Annotated in this window: 16 protein-coding genes; 8 read left to right on the forward strand and 8 right to left on the reverse strand. The window is 56.2% G+C overall.

Going from position 1 to position 23,963, the window contains the following annotated elements; all coding sequences use genetic code 11:
* The first annotated feature begins 183 nt into the window (after positions 1–183).
* The 3 genes from K5905_RS04200 to K5905_RS04210 all read left to right on the forward strand — a co-directional run bounded on the left by K5905_RS04200 (position 184) and on the right by K5905_RS04210 (position 8,957).
* Positions 184–1,830, forward strand: a complete 1,647-nt coding sequence (locus tag K5905_RS04200) for a ShlB/FhaC/HecB family hemolysin secretion/activation protein (protein ID WP_297580619.1) — start codon at positions 184–186, stop codon at positions 1,828–1,830.
* Positions 1,831–1,865: 35 nt separating this feature from the next.
* Positions 1,866–2,462 carry an invasion associated locus B family protein gene (locus K5905_RS04205; protein WP_297580621.1) on the forward strand — a complete coding sequence of 199 codons (597 nt, stop codon included), beginning with the start codon at positions 1,866–1,868 and terminating at the stop codon, positions 2,460–2,462.
* Between the two features lie 354 nt (positions 2,463–2,816).
* Complete coding sequence (locus K5905_RS04210; RefSeq protein WP_297580623.1) at positions 2,817–8,957, forward strand: filamentous hemagglutinin N-terminal domain-containing protein; 6,141 nt, start codon at positions 2,817–2,819, stop codon at positions 8,955–8,957.
* A gap of 20 nt (positions 8,958–8,977) precedes the next feature.
* Here the strand turns inward: K5905_RS04210 and K5905_RS04215 are convergent, their stop codons facing one another.
* Genes K5905_RS04215 through K5905_RS04240 form a run of 6 tightly spaced genes read right to left on the reverse strand, consistent with a single transcriptional unit; the run spans position 8,978 to position 14,389 of the window.
* The gene (locus tag K5905_RS04215; RefSeq protein ID WP_297580625.1) at positions 8,978–9,355 is read right to left on the reverse strand and encodes a carboxymuconolactone decarboxylase family protein; all 378 of its coding nucleotides are present in this window, start codon (positions 9,353–9,355) and stop codon (positions 8,978–8,980) included.
* Between the two features lie 3 nt (positions 9,356–9,358).
* Positions 9,359–10,810: an aldehyde dehydrogenase family protein gene (locus K5905_RS04220; RefSeq protein ID WP_297580627.1), complete on the reverse strand. Its 1,452-nt coding sequence runs from the start codon at positions 10,808–10,810 to the stop codon at positions 9,359–9,361.
* Positions 10,807–11,550 carry a hypothetical protein gene (locus K5905_RS04225; RefSeq protein ID WP_297580629.1) on the reverse strand — a complete coding sequence of 248 codons (744 nt, stop codon included), beginning with the start codon at positions 11,548–11,550 and terminating at the stop codon, positions 10,807–10,809. Before K5905_RS04225 ends, K5905_RS04220 begins: the two co-directional genes overlap by 4 nt.
* Positions 11,551–12,393, reverse strand: a complete 843-nt coding sequence (locus K5905_RS04230) for a hypothetical protein (protein WP_297580631.1) — start codon at positions 12,391–12,393, stop codon at positions 11,551–11,553.
* Complete coding sequence (locus K5905_RS04235; protein WP_297580633.1) at positions 12,393–13,475, reverse strand: aromatic ring-hydroxylating dioxygenase subunit alpha; 1,083 nt, start codon at positions 13,473–13,475, stop codon at positions 12,393–12,395. The genes K5905_RS04230 and K5905_RS04235 overlap by 1 nt, the downstream gene beginning before the upstream one ends.
* Positions 13,472–14,389 (reverse strand): MurR/RpiR family transcriptional regulator, encoded by a 918-nt coding sequence (locus K5905_RS04240; RefSeq protein WP_297580635.1) that lies wholly within the window; start codon positions 14,387–14,389, stop codon positions 13,472–13,474. Before K5905_RS04240 ends, K5905_RS04235 begins: the two co-directional genes overlap by 4 nt.
* A 67-nt stretch (positions 14,390–14,456) precedes the next feature.
* On the opposite strand from K5905_RS04240, the gene K5905_RS04245 reads away from it, so the two are divergent.
* From K5905_RS04245 to K5905_RS04265, 5 genes are all read left to right on the forward strand, one after another.
* Complete coding sequence (locus K5905_RS04245) at positions 14,457–16,937, forward strand: FAD-dependent oxidoreductase (RefSeq protein WP_297580636.1); 2,481 nt, start codon at positions 14,457–14,459, stop codon at positions 16,935–16,937.
* Positions 16,934–18,028 (forward strand): alcohol dehydrogenase family protein, encoded by a 1,095-nt coding sequence (locus tag K5905_RS04250; protein ID WP_297580638.1) that lies wholly within the window; start codon positions 16,934–16,936, stop codon positions 18,026–18,028. The genes K5905_RS04245 and K5905_RS04250 overlap by 4 nt, the downstream gene beginning before the upstream one ends.
* Positions 18,029–18,121: 93 nt before the next feature.
* Entirely contained in the window at positions 18,122–19,237 is a 1,116-nt protein-coding gene (locus tag K5905_RS04255) for a mandelate racemase/muconate lactonizing enzyme family protein (protein WP_297580640.1), read from the forward strand.
* Complete coding sequence (locus K5905_RS04260; RefSeq protein WP_297580642.1) at positions 19,234–20,358, forward strand: mandelate racemase/muconate lactonizing enzyme family protein; 1,125 nt, start codon at positions 19,234–19,236, stop codon at positions 20,356–20,358. Before K5905_RS04255 ends, K5905_RS04260 begins: the two co-directional genes overlap by 4 nt.
* A gap of 13 nt (positions 20,359–20,371) precedes the next feature.
* Positions 20,372–21,649, forward strand: a complete 1,278-nt coding sequence (locus tag K5905_RS04265) for an aminotransferase class III-fold pyridoxal phosphate-dependent enzyme (protein WP_297580644.1) — start codon at positions 20,372–20,374, stop codon at positions 21,647–21,649.
* Between the two features lie 21 nt (positions 21,650–21,670).
* Here the strand turns inward: K5905_RS04265 and K5905_RS04270 are convergent, their stop codons facing one another.
* Positions 21,671–22,966 carry an MFS transporter gene (locus K5905_RS04270; protein WP_297580646.1) on the reverse strand — a complete coding sequence of 432 codons (1,296 nt, stop codon included), beginning with the start codon at positions 22,964–22,966 and terminating at the stop codon, positions 21,671–21,673.
* A gap of 19 nt (positions 22,967–22,985) precedes the next feature.
* Positions 22,986–23,963, reverse strand: a 978-nt coding sequence (locus K5905_RS04275; protein ID WP_297580648.1) for a tryptophan 7-halogenase, incomplete at its 5' end; no start/stop codon positions are given.

Below are 23,963 nucleotides of genomic sequence, written 5' to 3' on the forward strand. Positions count from 1 at the left end.
TGTCGGCTGTTATCAAATGGTCCAGCGCGAAACGGCCAAGTGGAAGACCAGTTCTTTTCGTGTGCTGAATAGTAATGATCTGAGGATCGAAAATTATGGTTAACAAGATATTAACCATAATTTTCGATGCTTGAGTCGAATAGTGGCGTGTTGAAAAAATAATTGTGTGCGCCGGAGGCTCAAGTGTTTGAAAAAACTTATTCTCCTGGAAGATGTTCCAGAGGTGGAGCGCGTGCATTCGCCGTCTGGTTTACATTACTGTTTGCCGGAGTAAGCGCTCCAGGTCTCGCTCAGGTCGTCGAAGAAAATCCGGCGCCCTTGATCTTCGGAGAACAGAGAACCGGTCTTGGGCCGCAAGCCGTGAGTGACGGTGGCAAGGTGCTGCAGAACGCAGCGTTGCAAAGAAAGCTCGAAGCTTTTGTCGGCAAGCCTCTTTCACAAAGACTGCTGAACGAAATCCGCGCTGAAATCATTCGCCGTTACCGGTCCGCAGACAAACCGTTTGTCTCCGTTGTCGCTCCGCCTCAGGAAGTGACCGGTGGTACACTGACCTTGCAAGTTATTGAATTCAAAGCGGGCAACGTGACTGCCGAGGGCAATGTCTGGACGCCGAACGACTACATTCTTGATCACGTTCGTCAGCGTCCTGGGGAGGAAATTGATGCCTCCAGTCTGGTGCAGGACCTCAACTGGCTGAACCTCAATCCCTATCGCAGCCTGGGCGCTGTCTTTGAACCGGGAACCGTGCCGGGGGCGACCGATATCGTTCTGCGATCAAACGAGCGTCGTCCATGGACGGTTTATGCCGGGTATGCAAATTCCGGGACAGCTGCCTCCGGACGCAATCGTGTTTTTGCTGGCGGCAACGTCGCCAATCTGCCTTTTCTTGATCACCAGATTTCCTATCTGAGCACCTTCAATCCGGAGAGCCTCGGATATGGTGACCTTGTCAACGTCTCTCATGCTCCGGGCTATGCATCCCATGCGTTTTCCTATTTTGCGCCAATCGACATTGCAGGGCTGGTTCGAACCAAGTTGCAACTGACCGCCGGTTATGTCGAAAGCGGCTCGGTACTGAATTCGTTTTTCGATGAATACAGCCAGAGCTGGGCCATAACTTCCGAGCTGGCGTTTCCGCTTGATCTGCCCGGCGCCCGGCAGTTCGACGTGTTTGCAGGGTTTGATGTCAAGCGGCAGTTTTCCGATATCGAGTTTGCCGACACGGTCGTCTCAAAGTCGAATGATGATGTCGGCCAGTTCCGGCTCGGGGCGAGAGGACAATACGGCTTCAATTTCGGTGCCCTGGATACCGACGGCATTTTCGAGGCCTATGCTGCTCTCAGCCCGGCCAACATGCTCGCCAACAGCACCAATTATGCCTATTTCTATGGTTCCGTCGAACAGATTACACGTTGGAAACAGGGGTTCGGAATTTCGGTTGGCCTTGCCGGTCAAGCGACCGGCGACGAGTTGCCGGATCTGGAGAAGATCGCAATCGGCGGATCGACGACCGTGCGCGGCTACACCACAAATGAAGTGTCGGGCAACAGCGGAATTTATGGCAGCCTGGAATTGCGGTCACCGGTTTTCAGGCACGATCTCGGCACTGACCTTGCCTTTGGTGCGGAAGCCTACGCATTTTTTGATGCCGGATATGTCTGGGACGATAGTTCGGATGATCGCGGTCTTCAAAGTATCGGCGCCGGTCTGGAGCTTGCCGTGAGCGAATATCTCACGGCAACTATCGAAGCCGGACATGCTTTGAGCGGTGGACCGGATACCAATCAGGGGGAAACCTCTATCTTCGGCACGGTTGTCCTTCGCTATTGAGCATGTGAACAAGCCATGGCCCCTGGAGACACAGAGTGAAAATCGCGAGATTTCCTGCGCTTGTCGGCCTGTGTTTCCTGTGCGCGGCGGGAGCACTGCCTTCCGGTGCCCAGACCACCGGGCAGGGAAGTGCAGAGCCGTCTTCAGAAAACGCCGGTTCTTCGATTGGTCGTGAAACCGACTTTGAGGCCTGGAAAAAGGTTTGCGTTCAGTCACCTACGCAGGAGCGGGAAGTTTGCGGTCTTGCTTATGCTGGCGCACCTGAAACGCCTGCCAGTCTGATTACAGAAGACTCTCCGCTCATTGCCGCTACGGTTCAGTCCGTCAAAAGCGGGAAGGGAACGCAGTTGATCCTGGTCATCAGAACGAGGCTGGGTTTGCTGTTGCCCGGTGGGCTGAAGCTTAGGATCGACAAAAAGAAGCCCGTCAAAGCGGCGTTCAGGTCCTGTCATGCAAGCCGTGTTGAAACGGGGTGTCTCGTGCCAATTCGGCTGGACGGCACTTTTGCGCGTAATCTCAAGCGCGGATTAACGCTGACCATTACTGCCAAAACCCTTCAGGGTGACAGCATGAGTCAGCAGATTTCACTTCTTGGCATTACCAGTGCGCTGAACGCACTGCCTCCCGCCTGACCTGATTTTCCAATCTATCAAAGCTGAAAGACCTGCGCATTGCGGCCTGTTCAACGCTCTTGGGCGGCTCACGGGCGGCATTCGACGGCGTTCATTTGCGGATTTTAAATAATATCTAAAGCCTGGTTGTGCGTTTACCCTATTGGCAATTCCTACGGGGCTTAGCTGGACTCCTTTCCGCAATTGAAATAGTTGATAAAGTGTTAATTGGGCGGATCGTTTTGTAAATATCTCTGCAATGCATGTGGCCAAGCCACTTTGTGCGCTGGGTAAGCCTGGGATCCGAAAAACATAAATCAGGGCATTTCGACCGGTAAATCCTGCGGATTTCACCGGATGGTGGAGTATTGTCTGATGCGTAAAAGTCCGGTTGTCTCTTTGTCGATTTCAACTGTGATGGTCGTGACGTCGGTGGTTCAGCCGGCACTTGCTGGTGAGTTGCCAAGCGGCGGTAAGGTGGTCGCCGGCGACGCATCGATCACCAAGCCCAGTGCAGACAATCTCCTGGTCACGCAGAAGTCCGACAAGTCGATCGTCAACTGGAACAGCTTTTCCATTGGCAAAGGCAATTCGGTAACGTTCAACAACGGCAGCGGTGCGACGCTCAACCGGGTGACCGGCGGAGATGCTTCCAAGATTTACGGCAAACTGTCTGCAAGCGGATCGGTGTTTCTGGTCAACCAGAATGGTGTGCTGATCGGCGAAAGCGGTGTCATTGAAACCGGAGGCAGTTTCATCGCCTCCACGCTTGATGTCACGGACGAAGATTTTCTGAACGGCGGCGACATAACATTTTCCGGTTCCGCTGACACATCCGTAGTCAATCTTGGGCAGATCTCTTCACTGGGCGGGGACGTTGCACTGATCTCGCGAACTGTCGTCAATGAAGGCAAACTGACGGCGCAACAAGGCACGGTCGGTCTGGCTGCAGGGCGCGAAATTCTCTTGCGCGATGCGGCCCTCGACGACGGCAAGTTCCTGGTCAAGGTCGGTGGTGCAACGGATTCCGTGACCGAGAAGGGCATGATCGAGGCTGCTGTCGCAGAACTGAAGACGAATGGCGGCAATATCTACGCGCTGGCAGGCAACGACGGTGGCGCGATCAACGCCACAGGCTTCAGCAAAAGCGGTGGTCGTGTTTTTCTTGGCGCCGGTGGCGGTCGGGTCAAAGTCAATAAAACCATCCGCAGTCGGCACAACAGCGGCGGCACGACCGACGGCGGCGAGATTTTCATCAATGCCGATCTGGTCGAAATCTCCGGACTGCTCGATGCAAGCGGTGATGTCGGCGGCAACATTGACATCGGTGCGAACAGCAACATCACGCTGACGAACGCCCTGCTTGATGCGAGCGGTGCAACCGGCGGTGGCCAGGTGCGCGTTGGCGGTGAGCTGATGGGTGGCCGGGACTTGGCCGTCGACGAAGTTCAAAATGTCGCCCGCCTGCTGGTTGATGAAGCCAGCCGGATTGATGTCAGCTCCAGTGAAGGCGCAGGCGGTGCCGCAATCTTGTGGTCCGAGGAAAGGACTGATTTTGCCGGCCACATCGATGCCTTCGGATCAGACAGAGACGTCAATGGTGGTTTCGCCGAAGTTTCTTCCTACGGTTCGCTCGGATTCGCCGGCACGGTCGATACGGGCGGCGGCACCTTGCTGCTGGATCCGACGGATATCGAGATCGGACTGGCTGACAGCGGGATAGCCAACAGCTTCATTTCGCTCACAACCCTCGCGACTGCGTTATTTGCGAACGATGTCGTGGTGACGACCCATGATGACGGTCGTTCGGATCCTGGTCATATTTATTGGACGTCGGATTACACTTACGATTATTCCAACGACTTGAGCCTGCTGGCGAACGGCAACATTGTTTTTTCTGGTTCTCTACAGAATCAGAATGCGACTGGCGGCGCTGTCAATCTTGTTGCTGGTTGGGATGGAACGAGTGGCCTTACCGGAACCGTAACAGGGGGATTGCAAACAAACCTGACATTCGACAACTCGGTTTTTGCAAGTGCAGACCTGTCGACCCAGACCATGTTCGGTCAAAGCTATGACGGCGGAACCAATTTCGGCTCGGTGATCATTGGCGACGGGACGCAGACCACTGGCATTGCTGTTGGGTCGCGCTCGGGCGAGACGAACGTCTATGGGTACAATCTGGTCCTGCGCGGATCGGATACAACCGAGCAGGCTTACGCACAGCTCGGTTTTCAAGTCAGCGATGCCACTGCGGTTTACAATGTGAATGGCGATATCAGTGTCAGGCTGGCAAATGATGCCAACGTCCAGGCCGGAGCAGAGGATTACAGCTACGCGCAGATCGGTCACATCGGGGCCGACCCAGGTGCTCCCGATGCGATCGAGGCAACTGTGGATGCTACCACTACGGCTGAAGTCGCAGGAAACATCAATTTCACCGGTGGCAGCTCAGGTTACTATTCCTATGCTCAATTGGGACATGGTGGCTATGGTGCATATGGTGCGTTTGGCGGGGCGATCGATATCGTTTCCGTAAACGACCTTACGTTTCAGGGCGGTGCCGGTTACGATGCGCCGGCCCGACTTGGACATGGCGGCACGTACGCGGTTGGCGATCATACAGGTAACATTACCATCACCTCTGCGAACGACCTCTCGTTTCTGGGCGGTGAGGGCCATGTTTCCTTCGCCCAGCTTGGTCACGGCGGCTATCGTGCCAACGGAACGCATGAAGGTGACATTGTTATCACCTCCGCCAATGACCTGAAATTTGAAGCCAAGGACTACACCTCTTACGCCCATCTCGGCCATGGCGGTTACAACGTCACCGGTAACAAGAGCGGTTCGATTACCCTCGCTTCGGTAAACAACGTTACTTTTGCCGCCGGGATACCGGACAGTTTTGCCTACGCGCAACTTGGTCACGGCGGGCATTTTTCCTCAGACGATCACAGCGGTGACATTCAGATCAATTCCACCGGTAGTCTGGCGTTCACTGCAGGCGATTTAAGTTTCAGCTATGCGCAACTTGGTCACGGCGGATTACAAGTCTCAGGCAATCACAGCGGTGATGTCACGGTTTCGGTGGCCGGAGATGTGACGTTGACAGGTGGTGCAGGAAGTTGGACATACGCACTGATTGGCCACGGTGATGCAACCTATGGCAACAGTTCGCAGGCATCTGGAACCCGGCAGGGAGACATCTTTGTCGACACATCGGGTGAATTCTCGATCATTGACGGCGACGATCCGACAAATAATTATTCATGGGCCTGGTTCGGGCACGCGACATCGGATACCGATGCGATTTCCAATGCGAATATCTTTGCACAGGCTACGGCATTTGATCGGGACAGTTCGGCGATCGCCAGTGGCGGTCTCGGAATTTTCTCCACCGACATGATCGAAAACGGTTTGTCGGGTGGCAATGTCGCGCTGATCGCGACCGACAGCTCGCTGTCGCTGGAAGCAGCCAGCGGCGCAGTCTCAGACGATCAGACCTACAGCTCGGCCAACAGCCTCAGCCTGCTGGCGGCCTATGACATGAATTTCGCCGATGTCGGTCTGCAAAACGAAAGCGCGAGCGGTGGTGATGTCAATCTGGTGGCCGGTTACAATGTGAACCAGACGGTCTGGACGCCGTCGGCGGACTTTGATGCAACTGTATTTGACAGCCAGGTGCTCGGTTCGCTCGCGCTGTTCGGTCAAAACGGCGGCTCAGTTGTTGTCGGTGATGGCGCGCAGGCAGATGATATTCTAGTTGGAACCAGAAGCGGAGCCAACCGAGCCTATGGCTATGATGTAAATGTCGTCGGTAGCAATGGCGGTTATGTCGCTTTGCTCGGATATCTGCTCGATGGAACGGATTTTGCCGATGGCACTTTCCTGGTGCGCGCGGAAAACGACGTACTTGTCGAAGCTGGCAACGAAGGGGGCTTCGCCATGATCGGTCACCGGGCGTATTCCGCTTTGGGCGGTCTTTTCGGTGATTTGCTGATCGAAGCCGTCAACGACGTTTCCGTTCTGGCGAACGAGATCGGTTCGTTTGCACAGATCGGTCATGGTGGTGGTGGCTTCAGCTATGAAAGCACCTCCGGCGACGTCGATGGAGACATAACGGTTCTTGCTGGTGGTGATGTGACCGTCAAAGGGGGCGTGTCGGGATATGCTTATGGCCGGATCGGTCATCTGGGCACAGAAAGCGGTGGTTTGTTTGGTTCAATTGGGGATGTCTCGGGAGACATCACGATTGATGCCGACGGATCGCTGCTTGTTGTTGCTACCGGACCGCACAGGTACGCCGATGCCCAGATCGGGCACGGCGGTGCGGATGCCGCCGCGTGCTGCGGTATAATCGGCTCACTTTCAGGAGATATAGCCATCACGGTTGGCGGCGATGCCGATCTCACCGGAGGGTCTGGATATGCCTCATATGCGCAAGTCGGCCACGGAGGTTATAACTACGCGCAGGATGGCGGTAGAGGCGGCTGGATCAACGGCAACGTTTCGCTCACGTCGGATGGTACGGTAACGCTTCAGGCCGGCAACGGTGACTACAGCTATGCCCAGGTGGGGCATGGTGGTCAGGAGGTGGCGTCCGACGGTGGTTCTGTCGATGTCCTTGCAGGAAATGTCACTGTTGCAGGAGCAGAAGGCATCGTTCTTTCCGGCGGGTCCTACAAGGCATACGCCCAGATCGGGCATGGTGGTTCAGAGGCTGGTGAAGACTTCGGAGCCATCGGGGAAATCAGCGGCGATGTATCCGTTTCGACTGATGGAGACGTTTCGGCAACCGGCGGCGATGATGAGCAGGCCTATGCACAAATCGGTCACGGTGGTGCGGGCTTTGTCCAGGATAGTGGCATTGCAGGCCCTGTTGGCGGCAACGTAACCTTGATTGCGGGCGGAGCAGTCGATTTCCAGGCCGGATCCGGGGATTACAGCTACACGCAAATTGGTCACGGTGGCCAGGATGCCGGGACGGGGAGTGGTAGTATCGACAGCCTGACCGGCAACATCCTTGTCGAGGCGACATCCAGTATCGGTCTTGTCGGTGGGTCCTACAAAGCCTACAGCCAGATCGGTCATGGTGGCGGCGATGCCGGTGAAAATCTGGGATCCATCGGAACCTTTAGCGGCAGTGTTGAGCTCATCACAGATGGCGATGTGGTGGCAGAAGGCGGAATTGACGCACAGGCATACGCACAGTTGGGTCATGGTGGTGCGAACAGCAACAATTCCAACAGTGGTGACATTACCCTGACCGCAGGCGGCAACGTTCGATTGATCGGTGGAGAATACGACAGCACCTATGCCCAGCTGGGGCACGGAGCGGCGGAATACGGCGCTTCCGGTCAGACAGGCGGAACTCAACAGGGAGATATCACCCTGACTGCCGATGGTGAAGTCAGCATCGAAAACGGATCCGGCGATTATTCTTTTGCCTGGCTTGGCCACGCGACCGCCAGTATCGGTGCAATTTCGAATGCAGACGTTACGGCAACAGCGGCCGGTTATGATCAGGACGCCAGTGTTTTTCTGGCTTCGGGGGCGAATGGCACAATTTCCGACAGAATTCTGGACAATGCGCTCAGTGGGGGCAATGTCTGGATCAAGGCGACGGATACCGGACTTGCGCTCTATGGCACGGTCGCCCAGGCGAATGCCAACGATCTGACGGTCATCGCGGCAAACGACATTGTCTTCCAGTCCGGCCTGTCCTTCCAGAATACAGGCAGCGGTAACCTGATCTTTGCTGCCGGTGATGACTTTCACAATGACAGTGGGTCCCTGACGCCTCTTGGTGTCGGAACCGGTCGCTGGCTGATCTATTCGACCCGCCCGGACAACAACCGCGACGATATCGAGATCACCAATCGCGACTTCCTGCGATACGCCACAACGTTCGACGAAAGTGATCCGGCACCGGCAAGCTTTGCCAGCGGCAATGGCCTGATTTATTCGGTCGCCCCGATTGTTAAGGTCATTGCAGAAGATCAGACTATCCTCTACGGGGAAGACATTGATCCCGATGCGTTCGAACCGTTGGTGCTGACTGTAAACGGTGTCATTGTCGATGCAGACGAGTTTGACATTGACCTCGGTGCGGTGACCGCTGCGGTTGAACTGGCGCAGAATGTGCCGATGGATTCAGCAGGTCATGCCGAAAGCGGATTCTGGTCAGATGGGCTCGAGGGCGCTGGCAGCTTTACCGGGAATGTCTGGTATGGCGTTGGCATCACCAGTGAGAACGGAGATCTGACAGTTGTGCCTCCGTCCGCAGATCCGGACACTGTTTCGGCAACTGCAACCTCTGGCACCTGCCGCTACGACGTCGTGAACCACCAGTCACCGGCAAGTGACGGGGGCGAACAGGTGACGTTGTACGAGTTCAAGCCGACCGCCCAGTGTTACAACATGCGCCAGGTGTTGCCGGTGTCGAAGATCTGCAGCGTCGACGGAACCTGCTTTGACGTTTCCACGCTCCTGCCGGAGACCAGAAACGTCAACTGACCGAAGTCAACAACCGTTCCTCAGGCCTCGTTTTCCGTAAGCACTTTCTTGGCAACGCGGAAACATTCCAGGGCCTGGGGCACGCCGCAATAGATGCCGACCACATGGATGATCGCTCGGATTTCTTCCTTTGAGACGCCATTGTTCAATGCACCCCGGCAATGAGTTTCCCACTCGGTCATTTTGCCGAGCGCACCGATCATGGCAAGGTTCATCATTGAGCGTGTCTTGGCATCAATGACCTCGTCACCCCAGCCAAAGCCCCAGCACCAGGACGTCATGGCTTCCTGAAACGGACGGGTGAAGTCGTCGGCTGCAGCAAGGTTCTTCTCAACATAGTCCGAACCGAGTGTGGCCTTGCGCTGAGCGAGGCCTTTTTCAAACAAATCCTGATCCATGATTTACCTCAGCTTGATCGCGACATTTTTGGTTTGAACGTAGTTCAGCAAGGCTTCCCTGCCTTTTTCGCGACCGTAGCCCGATTTGCCGAATCCGCCAAAGGGTGTTTCGACACCACCCGCATACCATTCATTGACGAAGATCTGACCGGCTCGAAGTTGTTTCGACGCGTGCATCGCCCGATCCAGATCCGTCGTGAATACGCCGGCGACAAGGCCGTATGGGGTGCTGTTGGCAATTCGGATTGCCTCATCTTCGTCTTTGAACTTCAGTACCGACAATGCCGGACCGAAGACCTCGTTCTGCGCGATTGTCATCTCTGGCGTTACTTCGGCCAGGACCGTGGGTTCGAGAAAATACCCAGGCCTGTTCATGCGTCGGCCACCTGTTGCAAGTCTAGCGCCTTCGCGTTCGGCCTGTGTGATCATCGCCGAAGCACGTTGGCACTGGTCCTCGGAAATCATGGCGCCCATATTGGGGCCGAAGTTGGGGAAAGACAGACCGTTGCCAACCTCAAGTCCTTCCGCCATCGCCGCGATGCCATCCACCAGCCTATCGTGCACACGCTCCTGCACGATGACCCGTGACATGGCCGAACACACCTGTCCGGCGTTGAAATAGATGCCCCAGCGGACGTCAGATAGAAAGGCGTCGAGATCGGCGTCATCATGCACAATGGCTGCGGATTTTCCACCGAGTTCCAGAATGCAGGGCACAACGTTTCGGGCAGCTGCACTGGCAATGGAAATGCCGGTGGCCACAGACCCGGTAAAGACGATCTGATTGACATCGGGATGAGCCGCAAGCGCCGCACCTGCGTCCTTACCCAATCCACAAAGAAGGTTGAGCGCGCCTTTGGGCAGGTCGCAGGCGAGAGCGGCATCGGCGAAAAAACGGTTGGTGAGCGGGTCGAGTTCCGGGGTTTTGACAACAACCGAACAGCCAACCGCCAGAGCAGCGGAAAGCGAGCGGGCTGTCATTTCCATCGGATAATTCCAGGGTATGATCTGCGCGGAAACGCCAAACGGTTCGTGAGTGGTGAAATCGAAATAGCTCTGGCCAAGGGGAATGGAACGGCCCTCAACCGTTTCCGCCTGATTGCCGTAATACTCAAAATAACGGGCAGCACCTTCTATCTCCAACCGTGCTTCCCAGAGCGGCTTTCCAGCTTCTCGTGTGAGGATCGGAGCAATCTCGTCGATCCGCTCGAGAATGTAGTCACCCATTTTTCGTACGATGCGGCCACGCTCGACCGGTCGCAGACCCGACCAGGTTCCACTGTCGCTCAGGGCCTTTGCTGCGGCGACGGCCCGGTCGACATCTTTGGCATCGGCGAGCGCCTGTTCGGCAAATGGTTCTCCGGTCGCAGGATCCAATACCGCGAGGCGGCCAGAACCACCATCACAAAAAGAACCGTCGATGAAGTTTTGCCAATAGCCGGGAACATCGGTCACTGCGGTCTGATCCTGTTCGCGTAAAGCCGGTCGTAATGGGGTTTCATGCGCCGGTAGACATGTTTGACCCTGTCGGGAGCTTCCGACATCTCGACATATTTCCGGTTTTGCGGTCGCAGTCCCGTGGAATTGCGGAGGTTCGCATGGAACGAGCCTCCGTCCCACCAACTGTACTGGCTGGTCTCTGCTCCGGGCTCCCAGCTGAGGGCCTCTTCGATGAAGGGTATGCCGACCGCTTCACAAAAAGCTGCAACGGTTCCGGCTGGATTTTCCAGAAGGTCGTTGCTGTCGATTACAGGAGGGGGAGCTTCGTTCAGGGCGCAGAGCAAGTCGTAAAGGGCACGCTGCTCGGGAAAGCCGACTTCGGCTGCGTCAAAGTCAGGCCATCTGGCATATATGGACGTGATTGTCAGGGCGGGGTCCCTGATCAGGAACGCGTGTGTGAAGTGTGACAGGAAGTCGGTATCCCACATATGATTGATGTAATGAGGAAAATCCTTGAGGAAAACGGGACCGGTATTTGCGCGTGCGCGAATATCCTCCCAAACGTTTTCAAGCGTCAGTCCGGGTGTTGTCTTGTCGCCCGGTTTCCAACGTGGCCAGAACGGTTCTTCGCCCTGATACCAGGCTTCCCCGAAAGGTTCGTGCAAACAGTCCAGGTCGCCGCGCTGGCGCATCATCCATTCGAAGGCAGTCGAGGTTGAGCGGGGCACAGCCCAAAGGGCAACAATCTTGTGCATTCAAAGCATCTCCAACAGGCGTCCATGGTTCCCGATCGGAGCGAGATCAAGCGATTGGAAGACGCGCCAGTAAAGAGCGGTGTCATGGGCGATGACGGGCTTGCCGAGCATTTCCTCCAGCTCAGGCGTCACATGCAGAATTCGCTGCGGCAAGCCACCTGGACCGGTTCGGAAATTGACCATGCCATTGGCGATGTATGCGTCAGCGTTGGGAGCCTTTTCAGCTACGTATTCGAAGCTTCTTTGGGCCAGATCACCGTCAAAAATCCATCTAAGCGCGTTGACGTCTTCCTGAGTTTCGAACCAGCCTTGATCAACGAAATTGCCGGCCCAGATGACATCGAAACCGGCTTCACGCAGGAAGTCGACCGTGCCCTGCCACCATTCAGGCCAATGATAAACGGCATTCAGGGCAACTTTCTCGACATTCATTGCACGCAATGCTTCGACCATTGCATAACCTGCCATGTGAAACGCGAAACCATGTCGGTCGCTGAGTTTTTTGCAGAAATCCGCAACCCCCTGAACGCCCAGACCGGAAGCATGTACCCAGTTGGAGCCGACCTGGGCGCAGACATCGGCACCATTGTTGGCCATCAGGGAGGCGAATTCCTCCAGCATGCCGAAGTTTTGGGTGCGCTGATCGAGCTTATGCCGATAATCCGGTACATGGAGCATCCAGCCATGGACACCGACTGAGGCGGGGGAAATGCGCAGGAAATCGGAGGGGGCTGCATCCCAGTCATGTGGCGGGCAAGTGAAACCGACCTGATGCGGAAACAGTTTCTGTTCAGGCGTCCATTCACTTGGCATACCGATATTTTGAGCATTCGCGTCCGGCATCAAACTTCCCGCATCCAGTTTTGCAATGTCTTGATGGAATGTTCGGAGTTGACGCCGCAGGCGGGATCGAGAACCAAGGGACCTGGTTTGTAACCACGGCTTCGAAGACCTTTTTGAACTGATTCCACTAGATAGATGTCTTCTTCAACCGTTGTCGACCTGTCCTGCAGAGCGAGACGACGGATAATCTCAGAATCCACGCCATCAATCGTGTACCAGCCACGCCAGACGACCACGTTCTCGGCATCAATGGCGCGCCAGTGGTAAGTGTTCAGGATGTTACCGGGATAGACCTGGAAGGAGAAAAGGGGCCACAGGAACCAGGATGAATAATCTCCGGCATGTTCGTTCGCATGGAGGTCGATTTCGTAGGTCATGCTTTCCAGGTTCTGGCATTCCGTCGTGTGACGCAAACAGTATCCCTGGGGCTGGATGTCATAGGTTTCCGGTTTGATGACACCGGTCGCGAAGGTCTGATGATTGATGGAGCAGTGGTAGCATTCCGAATAGTTTTCGACCGAGACTTTCCAATTGCAGTGTTCTGGAATTTCCACCCATTCGAGAGGTTTGAGCCTGTCGATGTCCGGTACATATGCACGCAGCTCTTCGCGTACATTCGGGAACCAGTCGTCCATGGGTCTTGTATTCGGGTCGAGGTTCACGAATAAAAACCCGCAAAAATCTTCAATGCGGGCCGATGTCAGACAGATCTCGCTGCGGTCGAAACCGGGGACCGAGCGCACATTTGGTCCCGAGCGCAAGGCACCGGTGAGTTCGTAGGTCCAGCTGTGATAGGGGCATACAAGCAGTTTGGTATTACCCTCGCCCTGGACAAGCGGATGCGCCCGGTGTTGGCAGACATTGAAATAAGCCTGCAGCCGATCGTCCTTGTCGCGCAGACAGATTATACTCTCTCCAGCGATGTCCACAGTGAAATAGTCACCAGGCTTTTCGAGTTGAGAACTGTGGCCGGCGAAGTGCCAAGTTCGTGCCAGAAGTCCTGCCTTCTCCGTCTCGAAATGAGCCGGGTCGGTGTAATACCGTGCTTCAAGGGAACGGATCAGCTGGCTGTATTGGTTCATGAGCGGTCCTTCCACTCTTCCTGATAGAGCCCCATTTCATGGCGGCGGGTGTGAAAGCGTTCGATGCTGGAAATCACCTCTTCAGGTGCATCGGCGATGACGAATGCCAGCAGTGTTTCCAGTAAAGCGACGGTTGCCACCGAGGACGGAAAGAACTGCGGCGTTTCAGCATCGACAATGAAGGCATAATCGCTGCCGACCACAATGGGCGAGGCGGGACTGTCAGAGATTGCGATGATCCTGAGGCCCTGTTTGCGGGCGAGTTCCACTGCCGTAATCACATCGGTGCGGTAGGGTTTGCAGGTCATGGCGATCAGAACGTCCTGCTCGTCCGCGCGAGCCAGGTCATCTGTGGCAACAGAGCCGAGGCGCGGGATGGTCCAGATCGTGTCCACAGCCATATCCGCGAGATAAGTGAAGTTGCGGGCATTGGAGTTGTTTACGCCGACGCCGAGCACATAGGTGTGGCGGGCATTCACAACGACTTCCGCCGCCGCCTTCATGGTTTTCGCATCGGTTGCGGCGAAGGTGTTTTCTATATTGGAAATCGCGCAGGCGGCCATTTCGGCGAACAGGCTGTCATGCTGCCCCCCTTTGGCTAGCGACTGCAGCCAGCGGGCGCGGTCCGGGAAATCCGTGCCACGGCTGCGGATCGCTTCCCGAAAGGGATGGCGGAAGTCCTCGTATCCTTCAAAGCCGACCGAGCGGGCCATGCGCACAAATGTGTTGGGCTTCACCCCGGCAGCGTCGGCGATCTCGCGGATTGAGCTCACACCGACATCGTTCGGGTTTTCAAGCACATAGCTCGCGGCCTTCTTAAGCTCCGGGGTCAGTTCCTCAAGCTCGGTCGCCAAGTCGTCGAGCACCTCTTGAGGTGCCTTCGAATCCGTATTTGGTACAATCATATCATTCATGATTGACGAGAGTACATTTGTACAATTACGCTGTCCAATGAAAAATCACCGGCCTGGGAGAAGAAACGTGTCGGATGCTGGAACCTCCAAATTGCCGTCTTCGGCACGTGTGGTCATTGTCGGTGGAGGGATCATGGGGTGTGGTCTGGCCTACCATCTGGCGCATGAAGGCTGGACAGACGTCGTGCTTCTTGAAAAGGCCGAATTGACCTCGGGGTCGACCTGGCATGCGGCCGGGCAGATCACCCATTCGACATCAAGTTTCGGCCTTGGAAAATGTGTCGGCTACAACATCGATCTTTATTCCGGACTTTTGGAAGCCGAGACCGGACAATCGGTTTCGTGGCACGGCTGCGGGTCGTTTCGTCTGGCCTATTCGGAAGACGAAATGGACTGGTTGCGACACACGATGAGCGTTGGCCGGGCCCTGAAGTTTCCGATGGAACTGGTCGGGCCGGACCGCATTCGTGCGCTGCACCCGTTTTACAATCTCGATGGTGTTCTGGGTGGGTTGCACACCCCTGATGACGGACACGCGGATCCGTCGGGGGTCACCCAGGCACTTGCCATCGGTGCCCGAAAACTTGGCGTGAGAATCATCAGGCGATGCCGGGCGACAGATATCAAACAACAGGCCAATGGTGAGTGGAAAGTCTCGACCGAACTCGGTGACATCACCTGCGAACATGTAGTCAATGCCGGGGGAACCTACGCTCGCCAAATGGGGGAGTGGAGTGGTCTTCAGCTGCCGATGACGTCCATGACCCATCACTACATCGTCACGGACACTGTGCCGGAATTCAAAGATCTGGATCAGGAACTACCGGTGATCCGCGATGACAAGATGGTGTCCGGCTACATCCGCATGGAGCAGAAATCGGGTCTGATCGGGATCTATGAAAAGGAAAATCCGAATACGGTCTGGGAGGATTTCTGTCCCTGGGAGGCCGAGAACGAACTCTTTGAAGCGGATTACGACCGGATCATGCCATGGCTTGAAAATGCCATGGACCGGATGCCGATCTTTGCCGAACTCGGCATAAAGCGGGAGGTTCATGGCGCCATCTCCCATCCACCGGACGGCAATCCCCTGATCGGGCCGGCGCCGGGTGTCAAAAACTATTGGTGCTGCTGCGGCACGCAGATCGGCATCGGCTGGGGCCCCGGGCTGACCCGGGAACTGGCGCGCTGGATGGTGCACGGATCGGCGGATATCTCCATGCGCGAATTCGACCCGCGCCGGTTCGGCGGGTACGCGGTCAAGGACTGGCAGGTGGTCAAGGCGAAAGAAGACTATTGCCTGCGCCACGAAATCCCCTTTCCGCATTTCAACCGGCTGGAAGGGCGTCCAATCAAGCCAAGTCCGCTTTATGAACGCCTTAGGGAAAAAGGCGCCGTCTATGAGGAAGTTTACGGTCACGAGCGACCGCGCTGGTTCGCAAGGGACGGCCTGGAACAGCGCGACTATTATTCCTTCAAGCGTGCGGCCTGGCATGATGCCGTCGGCAAGGAAATGAACGCTGTTCGGACGGCCGCAGGCATTATGGATATTTCCGCCTTCACCAAGGTCGAAATGTCCGGACCTGATGCCGAAGCCTGTCTGGACAGACTGGTCGCCAACAACCTGCCGAAAAAGACCGGAGGTATCGCACTTACCCACATGCTTAACCGGCGCGGCCGGATCGAACTGGAACTGACGGTGGTCCGGCTGGCGGAAGACCGGTTCTATCTGGTCTGCGCTGCATTCTTCGAGCAGCGTTTGCTGGATCATCTGGGACAGAATTCTGTCGGTGAAGAGCTTACGATCTGCAATCTCTCCTATGACTGGGGCGCGATGACGCTTAACGGTCCGCTTGCCAGGGAGATCCTTGCGCCGAATACGCCGGCCGCACTCGACAATGCCTCCTTCCGATGGCTGACCGCACGGCAAATCGAGGTAGCGGGTAGAAAACTCTGGGCGTTCCGAATGTCTTATGCTGGTGAACTTGGCTGGGAGTTTCATGTCCCACGGGAAGATATGCCGGCCGTTTACGATGCTCTTTGGGCAACCGGTGAACCGTTGGGGCTCATTGATTACGGTTCCTTTGCCATGAATGCGCTTCGTCTTGAAAAAGGTTTCAAGGGAGCGGGCGAACTCACCAACGAAGTCACCTTACCGGAAGCCGATGTCATGCGTTTTGTCAGACTCGAAAAGGAGGCGTTTCTGGGCCGGGAAAGAACCTTGGAAAGTGCCGATGCTTCCCAACTGCCATGGATCTGCATTTATCTGGAAGTCGAGCCGGATGGTGTTGCAGACGGTCATGGCGGTGAAGCCGTTTTGATGAACGGTGAGGTGGTCGGGGCGACGAGTTCAATTGCCTATGGGCATTCGGTCGGCAAAATTCTTGCCTTTGCCTATGTCAAACCGGAAGCTGCCCGTCCCGGGCAGGAGATCGAAGTCGTGATCATGAACACGCCTCGCAAGGCACGGGTTCTGGGAGCGCCGGCCTATGATCCGGAAAGCGTTCTCCCGAGAACCGACGCCCCTGTGGGAGTTGCAGCAGAATGAGCGTACCGGCAACCATGAAAGCTATTGTCCTGGAAGGACATGGCGGACTCGACAAGCTGGTCTGGCGTGAAGACTGGCCAACACCTCGGCCGGGTCCGGGTGAAGTGCTGATCAAGGTGGGGGCCTGCGGTCTCAACAATACTGATGTGAATACACGCTCCGGCTGGTATTCCAAAGCCGTATCGGCCGCCACCACAGGCGGTGCCTACGAGGTGGTCGATGAAAGCGATCCGACCTGGGGAGGCAGGCCCATCACATTCCCGCGCATTCAAGGGGGGGACGCTGTCGGGACCGTCGTTGACCTCGGTGAGGGAACTCTCTCCGAGCTCATGGGCAAGCGGGTTATGGTCGATGGCTGGCTGCGGGACTGGTCGGATCCGGACAATCGCGACAAGTCCGGTTACTTCGGATCGGAATGTAACGGTGGATTTGCCGAATATACGGTTGTTGATGCACGCAATGTCGGTGTCGTCAGGTCCGAACTGAGCGACGCGGAACTCGCGACTTTTTCCTGCTCCTATACGACCGGGGAGGGCATGCTCAGCCGGGCGAACGTAACTGCCGAGGACACCGTACTCGTCACCGGCGCGTCCGGAGGCGTCGGCTCAGCACTCATTCAGTTGGCAAAGCGACGCGGTGCGCGCGTCGTCGCACTAGCGACGCCGACTAAACATGAGGACGTCAGGGCGCTGGGAGCTGATGTTGTTTTGGAGCGCGCACCAGCTGATCTGGGTGCTTCACTGAAATCCGCAACCGGCAGGGATACTGTGTCTGTTGTCGCGGATGTTGTCGGTGGTTCCTATTGGGGAGCTGTCATCGATGTTCTGGAACGTGGCGGGCGCTACGCATGTTCGGGAGCGATTGCAGGGCCGATCGTAGAGCTGGATCTCCGGACCTTTTATCTGCGCGACCTGACCTTGTGCGGGTCGACCGTGGTTGCGCCTCATATTTTCAGGGATCTTGTCGGTTACATCGAGCGGGGCGAAGTCCGGCCGGCGCTTGCCGCAACCTATCCACTCAAGGAGTTTCACGCGGCGCAAACCGCCTTTATCGAGAAAAAACATACGGGAAACATTGTGGTGGTTCCATGAGTGGGAAAAACTTCAGACCCCTTGTACTTCATGGTTCTGACCACGTTCGGGCGAGAAGTCTGAATGAATGCCGGGCGCTAAGGGGATGACGTCATGAAGATCAGCGGTATCACCGTATGGCAAATCGAACTCCCCTTGAGCAAACCCTATTGGCTGTCCGGCGGACGGCTGAAATTCGAGGCTATCGACAGCACTTTTGTGCGCATCGATACCGACGAGGGAATATCGGGCTGGGGTGAGGGTTGCCCCTGGGGGCATACCTATCTGCCTGCCCACGGGCCGGGACTTCGGGCCGCAATCGGGGTTCTGGCTCCGGCGCTTGTCGGTCGGGACCCTCGCGCGCTCGATGACATCAACCGGGCGATGGATCTTCAGCTTCCCGGGCATCCCTATGCCAAATCGCCGCTGGACATCGCCTGTTGGGACATTATCGGGAAGATGTCCGGAGAACCGCTCTGGCGACTGCTCGGAGCAGAAAAGGCGGCAGCGGTTGCGGTGAACTCTTCCATATCCACCGGTTCGCCGGAAGAAATGATCGCCCTCATTCATGACGCCAGCGCCAAAGGGTACCGGACCCATTCTGCCAAGATCGGCGGCATTGATATCACAGCTGATATTGAGCGGATTGACGCAATATCTGCAGCGCTCCCTGAGGGAGAACAAGTCACTTTCGATGTCAATCGCGCCTGGACACCAGGTGTGGCGCTGCAGGTTCTCAATGCTGTGTCTGCCAGAGACTGGATTGAGCAGCCCTGCGAAACGCTGGAACAGAGCGCGCTTTTCGCCTCAAAAGTTCCGCAACCGATCATGCTGGATGAATGTCTGCATTCGTTTCAAGACCATCTTGAGGCGTGGAGAGTTGGAATTTGCCAGGGGGTAAAGGTCAAACCCAACCGGGTGGGCGGACTGACCCGTGCCCGGCATATCCGGGACTTTGGTGTGTCTGTCGGCTGGCAGATGCATATCGAGGATACCGGCGGCAGTGCCTTTGCCGATACGGCCACCCTGCATCTTGCGGCTTCGACACCGGATGCAAACCGTTTGGCCAGCTGGCTGTGTCATGCGCATCTCGCGATCGATCCGGTCCCCGGACAGGGAGCGCGCAACAGCGCCGGTCTGGTCCGGGTCGGCGACGCGCCAGGTGTCGGTGTGACACCCGACCCGTCTTTGCTTGGAGACCCGGTAGCAGCATACGGAGACGTGGCGTGACGCCCGGGTTTGAGCTGCAGATCTCGGGGCTGACGCTTTGGCGCGTACCTCTGACCAGTCATGAGACCTATTTTATGTCCTCAGGAAAGGCCTGCGCGACAGTCGACAGCATGGTCCTCAGGGTCGACACGGTACAGGGGACGAGTGGCTGGGGGGAAGTTTGTCCCATACCGAATTATCTGCCGGCCTATGCCAGAGGTGTGGCTCCGGCTCTGGAAAATCTGGCAAGCGTGTTGCTTGGAGCCAATCCGGTTGGCGTGGAAGCATTGATGGCAGCGTGCCGCAAGCATCTGTTGGGACATCCTTACGTACATTCGCTGATCGATATTGCGCTCTGGGATTTGACAGGCAAGGCCTGCGGTGTGCCGGTTTACACTTTGCTGGGTGGACTTCAGTCGGCGGAATTGCCGCTCTATCACTCCATTACCTGCATTGCTCCGGACGACATGGTGCGGATTGCCGCAGAAGCGCAATTAGCCGGTATACGACAGTTTCAAGTCAAGCTCGGTGCTGACAATTGCTGGGAAACCGATGTCGCCCGCCTGCGAATGGTGCGGGAAGCTGTCGGCAAGGGACCGCTGGTTTATGGCGACTGGAATTGCGGGGCCACAAGGCTGGACGCCACACGTGTTGCCCGTGCTGTCGCCGATCTCGACATCATGCTTGAACAGCCCTGTCCGACGCTGGAGGAATGTGCTGCTGTTCGCTCTGCTAGCGGGTTGCCGATGAAGATTGATGAAAATGCACATGACACGGCCAGCTTGCTCAATGCCTATGAACTTGGCTGCATGGATGCGGTCGCACTCAAACTATCGAAATTCGGCGGTATTTCCCTTTTGCGACAGGCACGGGACCTGTGTCTCCATGTCGGGGCGAAAATGTGTATCGAGGATACCTGGGGATCGGATATCGCAACAGCCGCGGCGCTTCACGTGGCCGCCTCGACACCACCACAAGCCGTTTTGAATGTTTGTGATTTGTCTGGCTATGTGTCACCGCGTTTGGATGCCTCGGGTCCGACTCGAAACGCTGGTCGGATCTCACCGCCGACCGGACCTGGTCTCGGCGTTACCCCGAACCCTGACGAACTGGGTGAACCCGTCCTCGCTCTGGCTGCCTGAAGGAGGCCCAACCATGAAAACGTCAATCTCGCAAAAGGATTGGAAAGCCAGAGCGGCGGAAGTGTTGCCCGCAGCCGGGTTCGGCAATTTCGATCCATCCTTCATTGCCCGCGAGGGCAGGGGATCGCGCGTGTGGGACGAGAATGGCAACGAATTTATTGATTATCTGATCGGGTCTGGTCCCATGATCCTCGGTCATGGCCACCCGGAGGTTCTGGAGGCGGTGCAAGAACAGCTCGGTAAGGGAATGACGTTTTTCACCAACAATGCCCGCGGTATTGAACTGGCTGAAGTACTTGTCGATGCAGTACCTTGCGCAGAACAGGTCCGCTATGTTTCGACGGGCGGTGAAGCGGATATGTATGCCATGCGCCTTGCCCGTGCCTTCACCGGCCGGGACAAGATCCTGAAGTTCGAAGGCGGTTATCACGGCATGTCAGGAGAAGCCCTGATGAGCCTGGCACCGAAAACGCTGGTCAATTTTCCGCAAGCCGTGCCTGATTCAGCTGGCATTCCGGACAGCGTGCGCGACAGTATGCTGATCGCGCCGTTCAACGACACTGATTTCGTCAAATCGCTGATTGAGGAACATGCCAGCGAAATTGCCTGTGTGATTGTTGAACCATTGCAACGGCTGATCCCGCCGGCGCCAGGATTTCTGCAGGCACTGCGACAACTCACGGAAAAACACGGCATCGTATTGATTTTCGACGAAGTGGTGACGGGTTTCCGCTTTGCCTATGGCGGTGCGCAGGAAGCCTATGGAGTCGTTCCGGATCTTTGTACACTTGGCAAGATCATCGGCGGTGGTTTCCCGCTAGCAGCCGTTGCCGGAAAAGCCGAGATCATGGCGCATTTCGACAAGTCGATCGTCGGCGACGAAGGCTTCGCTTTTCAGATCGGTACGCTGAGCGGCAACCCGGTTGCAAGTGTTGCCGGCCTAAAGACCCTGGAAATCCTGAAACGACCTGGCGCCTATGACACTTTGCGCAAGACCGGTGAACGGTTGATGGCAAGCTTCAGGACACATCTTGGAAATGCAGGTATTGCATACCAGATCGTTGGTGAACCAATGCTGTTCGATGTTGTGTTCACAGATCAGCGGGTTCGAAACTATCGTGACATGTTCAGCAACGACGCGGCTAAATCGAAGGTTTTCAACGAAAGCTTGCGCGCCAGCGGTATTTTGAAACCGGACAGCAAGCTTTACGCCCATCTGGCGTTAACGGAAACGGATCTTAATTTGACTGACGTGGCATTGGAAAAGGCCGCGCAGGCACTCTGCGGATGAGTTTGAACAGCACGACTTGTGTCATTCGGTCTCGGATTTCTTCTTGAGAATGCACCAGCTCACACCTGCCAGGATGAAGGCAGCGGCAGAATAGAATGAAAACAGTAGAACGCTGGAATCCTGCAGGACACGCGGGACGATTTCTGCATTTATACCGGACAACATCATGAAGACCAGATTGAAGAACGCGATGCCGCTGGTTCGGGTTGTAGCGCTGAGGAAGCCGGGCAGGAGCTGAAAGGCGGTCGTTCGAATGCCGAAACAAAAGGCCAGTTGAACCACACCAAAAAGCAGGATAGCAGTCCAGCCGTCACTTACTGCGAGAAGCAATTGAGCCGCGCCGAGAACAAGGAGGCTACCGACGAGGAGCTTATCCGTGTGCCCCTCATCAATCGGTTTCAATGCCACCATGGCGACAATGAATCCGACAATCGTATACAGCATCAGAATTTCCAGCGTGTTTACCGTGTCGTGCTGACCAAAAAATTCAAAGAGCAACGGGCCATAGGACAGAATTGAGGTTCCGGCGGTTGTAGCGGCCAGCACGATCAGACACCCATAAAGGAGGCCCTTTCTGTTTTCCGGTGTTGCAAACAGGATCTTCGGGGCATGGTACCAGGGCGGGCTTTCCGGTTCGTTCGATCCTTCGGTCGGTGTTGGCAAGGCATACCAGGTTCTCGCTTGATGGGCGGTCTGCTTTTGACCGGCGCGTTGCAGGAAATGCGGGGATTCCTGAAGTCGGGAGAGACCCGCGATTTGAACCAGCGCTGCAAACGCCGAACCGACGATTGCGATGTGCCAGCCGTTGCCCTCCACGAAGGCGAGACTGAGATACAATTCTCCGACATATCCGGCGCTGACCCCGACAGGAACTGCTGACAGAAGCATTGCCATTCGTTTTTCAGTTGCAATTTCAGCGACATAAACAATCGCTGTCATGAACAGAATGCCTCCGGCGCACCCGCCGATGAAGCGATCGACCACGAGAAAAAACACGGAAGGGTAGATCCAGACCAGCAGCGGCCCGATAACCAGGGCACCTCCGCATATTGTCATCAGTCGCTTTCGTCCGAGATGATCTGCAAACGGCATCAGAAACACGCCCGTCACCTCAGCGAAGTCGAACAGGGCGATCAGGTTCGCGATCTCGTCGTCGCTGAGGCCGAAAGCATCTCGGATCTGCAGCATCACGCCCGAATAGACGCCGGCATTATAGCCATAGATGAAGCCGCTCAGAATCGAGACGAAGAAGAGGATGCGCAAGGTCGGTGGTGCCCGGGAGGAAATCGGATCGGCAGTCTCGGCAATGCTGGTCATGGTCAAGAACGGTCCGAGTTCAAATGTCAGGTCGCATGCATATTATGAGCCGGATTGACAGCCGAATGCCAGCGCTTCCAAAAAGGGCTGGTCGGCCAACGGGTTTCCTGCTGGTAGAGGGTTGTCCGTTGTTGCCGATGTTCGTCAAATTGCCTTTTGATTTCCGCGCTGTAGGAACAGTCAACAAAGCCATCGAAATGCCTATTGATGACAGAGGATCGGCGGTAAAGGCCGCGTCGCCGCAGGCAGCCCATTTCGACCCATGGCTTTGGTGCAGGCAACTGGCCTGAGCGAGAAAAATCGAGGGATGGTCAAGAGGGTGCAATGATTGTAGTCGCTCGCGCATATGTCTTGTTTTTTTGAGAGCCGTCATCCAACTCACACTTTCCTTCGCATTCAACTGTTTCAGGATGTCCGGTGTCGTGAAAAAGGCCGTGGCAAGTGTTCGGTCGGGCAGGTCTGCGGCGTACCACCAACCGTCTTCCGCCGCTTCAATCAGTGTTGTTGCCGGAAGCAATGACTTTTTTGCCGGATCCGAAACGAACAGACGCCAATTCGCAACAAGTTGGTCATCAACCCTTTCTGACCCTGAAAACTTCCGTGCAAAGCGCGAGGCACGGCCACTGGCATCAATGATAAATCTGCACCGCAGGGAAAAGGCCAAACCAGAGTCCCTGTGAGAGCCATTAAGCTGCCAACCTTCAGGAGCCTCTCGAAACTTTTTTGCATTGGCCAAGTGTATCGGAATGCCGCGCTCGGTCACTTCTTTGCGAAGCGCCTCATCAAATGCCAGGCGGTCGAGTGCCCAACCGGATCCTGTTGCAGAATATAGATGAGGGCGCTCCTGCAGCCGGTCGCTGCCCCAGGCCGATAGGGTGCGGTGCTGTTCATTTCGCGTCAAGCGCAGCCGTTTTTCGTCAAGACCCAGATAGGACAGAAGCCGGTCGATTCCCGGTGGCAGAACTTCTCCGGCCTTCGCTGCGGTGCTGCCGCGATC

Origin of the sequence: Roseibium sp. (assembly GCF_025698965.1) — a bacterium.
Lineage (GTDB): Bacteria > Pseudomonadota > Alphaproteobacteria > Rhizobiales > Stappiaceae > Roseibium.

Coding starts and splice junctions, on each gene's coding strand:
- K5905_RS04210 (WP_297580623.1), top strand. CDS start 2,817: ATGCGTAAAAGTCCGGTTGTCTCTTTGTCGATTTCAACTGTGATGGTC.
- K5905_RS04215 (WP_297580625.1), bottom strand. CDS start 9,355: ATGGATCAGGATTTGTTTGAAAAAGGCCTCGCTCAGCGCAAGGCCACA.
- K5905_RS04225 (WP_297580629.1), bottom strand. CDS start 11,550: ATGCACAAGATTGTTGCCCTTTGGGCTGTGCCCCGCTCAACCTCGACT.
- K5905_RS04230 (WP_297580631.1), bottom strand. CDS start 12,393: ATGCCGGACGCGAATGCTCAAAATATCGGTATGCCAAGTGAATGGACG.
- K5905_RS04235 (WP_297580633.1), bottom strand. CDS start 13,475: ATGAACCAATACAGCCAGCTGATCCGTTCCCTTGAAGCACGGTATTAC.
- K5905_RS04240 (WP_297580635.1), bottom strand. CDS start 14,389: ATGAATGATATGATTGTACCAAATACGGATTCGAAGGCACCTCAAGAG.
- K5905_RS04250 (WP_297580638.1), top strand. CDS start 16,934: ATGAGCGTACCGGCAACCATGAAAGCTATTGTCCTGGAAGGACATGGC.
- K5905_RS04255 (WP_297580640.1), top strand. CDS start 18,122: ATGAAGATCAGCGGTATCACCGTATGGCAAATCGAACTCCCCTTGAGC.
- K5905_RS04265 (WP_297580644.1), top strand. CDS start 20,372: ATGAAAACGTCAATCTCGCAAAAGGATTGGAAAGCCAGAGCGGCGGAA.
- K5905_RS04270 (WP_297580646.1), bottom strand. CDS start 22,966: ATGACCAGCATTGCCGAGACTGCCGATCCGATTTCCTCCCGGGCACCA.